The following is a 3,538-nucleotide window of genomic DNA, read 5'->3' as shown; positions in this document are numbered from 1 at the left end:
ACCAAGGCAGCGGGACAAAGCAACTATGTGTCAGGCTGTACCTTTAAGGATGCATTCGCGCACCAGCTATCTGTAGAGTGGTCGTGTGAGGTGAAGGTGGTGAACTGGGGGGTATTGGGGCCAGGTCGGGGGTGGTATCGGGGGAACGATACCGCAAGCAGATGGAGCGGCTAGGGATCCAATCCATACGGACGGAAGAGGGGATGCAAATATTGGAGCAGCTGGTATCCGGACAACTGCACCAGTTAGGAGTTATGCGAACAACAGATCCATTGGGAATTAAGGAAGTGAACTGGGGCGAGTTCATTACAATTTAGGTGTAGTGCAAACCGATTTTAAACATTATGGAAAATGCTATGTGGCGAAAAGCGATATGTTTGTGAAGTCCGCTACACCCCAAATGGTTCGGTCGAAATAAGCAGATGGAGAGATAGCCATGAAAATAACGAAGCGTCTGGATTTATTTAACGAGTCGATGAACTTGATGAACACATTCCTTCTGAAATGGCTAGGCAGCCAGCTAAAACAATTAGGAGTGTACCTGGATTGTAATCTGGAAATCAACGAGATACGTGTAAACGGGAAAATTAACAGCATGTACACGAAGTGGCTAAACGAAAGTTTAGCCATACTGGCTAGAAACGAGGAGTCTAGTTTTATGCCATTAGATGAACTTGTGGAAGAATGGGACAAAAAAAAGAAGGAATGGATTTTGTACAACCCAGACTTACAATCCAGAATTTATCTGTTAGAGCCGATGTTGTTTCACTTATCTGATATTTTAAGCGGAGTCTATCCTGCTACCGATATTATGTTTCCGAATGGATCTATGAAGCTGGTCGAGAATATTTACCAGAACAATCTTGTTGCCGACTATTTTAACGACATTTTGTCCGATCAAGTTATTGCATATGTTACGGATCGTATCAAAGAAAATACGTCTGTAAGTATCCGTATATTGGAAATTGGCGCAGGAACTGGGGGAACCAGCGAGGTAGTGTTAAGCAGACTGGAACCTTTTCAAGAATATATTGAAGAATATTGTTATACGGATATATCTAGAGCTTTCCTCATCCATGCGCAGGAGAAGTACAACTCACGAAAAATACCGATGACGTATAAGCTTTTGAATATTGAAGAGCCTGTTGCCGCACAGAACATTGATGAAGGTGGTTTTGATTTGATTATCGCCACTAATGTGCTGCACGCCACTCACAATATAAGGCACACATTAAGAAATGTAAAAGCTTGTACGTCTCGGAATGGATGGCTTCTTTTAAATGAGGTTACCGCTAATACCCTATTTACACATTTAACTTTTGGTTTGTTGGAAGGGTGGTGGATGTATGAGGATACGGCAGTACGTATCCCGGGGTGTCCGGGGCTTTATCCTGAAATGTGGGAGAAAGTGCTGCATCACGAAGGATTTCATTCAGTAACTTTTCCTGCGGCAGGGGAACATCGATTGGGACAACAAATTATTCGGGCCAAAAGTGATGGCGTCATTCGTCAAAAGAAGAAGGAAGAAATATGGCTTGGGGGCAGTCAACATGATGACACAGAGACTCAAAAACGCCAGCAGAGGAGTCAGATGCCAGTAGCAACATGTGTGCCTCAAATTAGCACAGATCAGTTTCGCCAAAAAAGTGAATATTTCTTTAAAACACTAATTGGCAAAGTATTTAAAATTCCTCCAGAGCAGTTGGACAGTGAGAAGCCTTTAGCCGATTACGGTCTGGATTCTATTCTTGTGGTTCAATTGACAAGTGAATTCAAAAAAATAATGAAAAATGTAAGCAGTACTTTATTTTTTGAGCACTCCACGATCCATGAATTGGTGGATCATTTTATCCGGACAAGAGAAGCAGATTTAGTAACACTTGTCGGTATTGAAGAGGAACCGAAGGGGAAGCGGGCTACACAGAATTATACAACCCTAAATTCCCCCAATGTACGAATACGGACCGACACTTTTGAAAATCATCGCTATCTGGCTGCTAAACTTGATTTTAAGCCAGATGGGGACTCTAATTTTGACCGTGAAGTGGCTGTAATTGGTTTGTCCGGACGTTATGCGCAAGCTAAAAATATTAATGACTTTTGGAATAATATTCAGAAAGGGAAAAATTGTATTCAGGAGATTCCACAGAACCGATGGAATTGGACGGATTATTTCAAAGGAGCGAAAGGTACGAAAGGATCAATTTATACGAAATGGGGTGGATTTATTGAAGATGCTGATAAATTCGACCCTTTATTTTTTCGTATATCTCCCCGAGAAGCAGAATTAATGGATCCGCAGGAACGCGTTTTTTTGGAAACTGTTTATACCACAATTGAAGATGCAGGGTATACTCCTACTTCTCTCGGTGCTCATCAAAGAGTCGGAGTGTTTGTGGGGGTTATGAATGCACATTATCTGACAGGAGCATCATACTGGTCTGTTGCTAATCGAATCTCGTACACTCTTGATTTCCGGGGGCCTAGTCTAGCGGTAGATACGGCCTGTTCTTCTTCGCTGACAGCCCTTCATTTGGCGATAGAAAGTTTGCAAAGTGGAACTAGTGATTGTGCTATTGCAGGTGGAGTTAATTTGATTGTAGATCCCGCCCATTTTTTGAAATTAACTGACATGAATATGTTAAGTAAAGGTCAACAATGCAAGTCTTTTGGTGATGAGGCAGATGGTTTTGTTGATGGTGAAGGGGTAGGAGCTGTCATTCTAAAGCCTCTCCGTAGAGCAGTAGTAGACGGTGATCATATTTATGGAATTATTCGTGGAAGTATGTTGAATTCTGGAGGAAAAACTAACGGTTACACGGTGCCTAATCCGGCGGCACAGTCGCAAGTTATTTCTGATGCACTGGAACGCGCTGGAATTCATCCAAGGTCCGTTAGTTATGTGGAAGCGCACGGTACAGGAACAGCTCTAGGTGATCCCATTGAAATAGAAGGCTTGAAGCAGGCCTATGGAAAATATACCCATGACAAGCAATTTTGTTCTCTTGGCTCTGTTAAGTCCAATATCGGACATTGTGAAAGCGCGGCAGGCATTGCAGCTTTAACCAAAGTATTGATGCAAATGAAGCATGGTCAATTGGCTCCAACGCTGCATTCAAAGACGCAGAATCCGGAGATTCCATTTGAGGATACTCCTTTTGTACTCCAGCAAGAATTGGCAGAATGGAAACGACCTAAGATTGAAATGAACGGTAAGGTAAAGGAATTTCCGCGTATTGCAGGCATTTCATCCTTTGGAGCCGGAGGAGCGAATGCACATGTGTTAGTGGAAGAATACATTCCGCAGGAGAACCGGATGGACCATTTCGGCGCTGCACCACGTACACCCGTGATGATCGTCCTGTCAGGCAAGGATGAGCAGCGGCTGCAGGAGCAAGTGCTCCAATTGCTTGAGGCGATGGAGCAGGGAAATTACGGTGACGACAGGCTGGAGTCCATCGCCTATACCCTACAGGTCGGACGGGAAGCCATGGAAGAACGACTGGGATTAATCGTGGAATCCGTCTCGGATTTAGCA

2 protein-coding genes are annotated in these 3,538 nt (G+C 43.6%); both read left to right on the top strand.

Translation table 11 applies throughout. From position 1 onward, the window contains the following. Positions 1-161 precede the first annotated feature (161 nt). Complete coding sequence (locus tag C400_RS27230; RefSeq protein WP_232795437.1) at positions 162-317, top strand: hypothetical protein; 156 nt, start codon at positions 162-164, stop codon at positions 315-317. Positions 318-436: 119 nt separating this feature from the next. Continuing rightward, positions 437-3,538 (top strand): beta-ketoacyl synthase N-terminal-like domain-containing protein (locus tag C400_RS26385; RefSeq protein ID WP_128574162.1); only part of this gene is annotated, 3,102 nt, incomplete at its 3' end.

The organism is Paenibacillus sp. ICGEB2008 (genome assembly GCF_000307675.1).
Classification (GTDB): domain Bacteria; phylum Bacillota; class Bacilli; order Paenibacillales; family Paenibacillaceae; genus Paenibacillus; species Paenibacillus polymyxa.
This window is presented reverse-complemented; position numbering and strand designations above follow the sequence as displayed.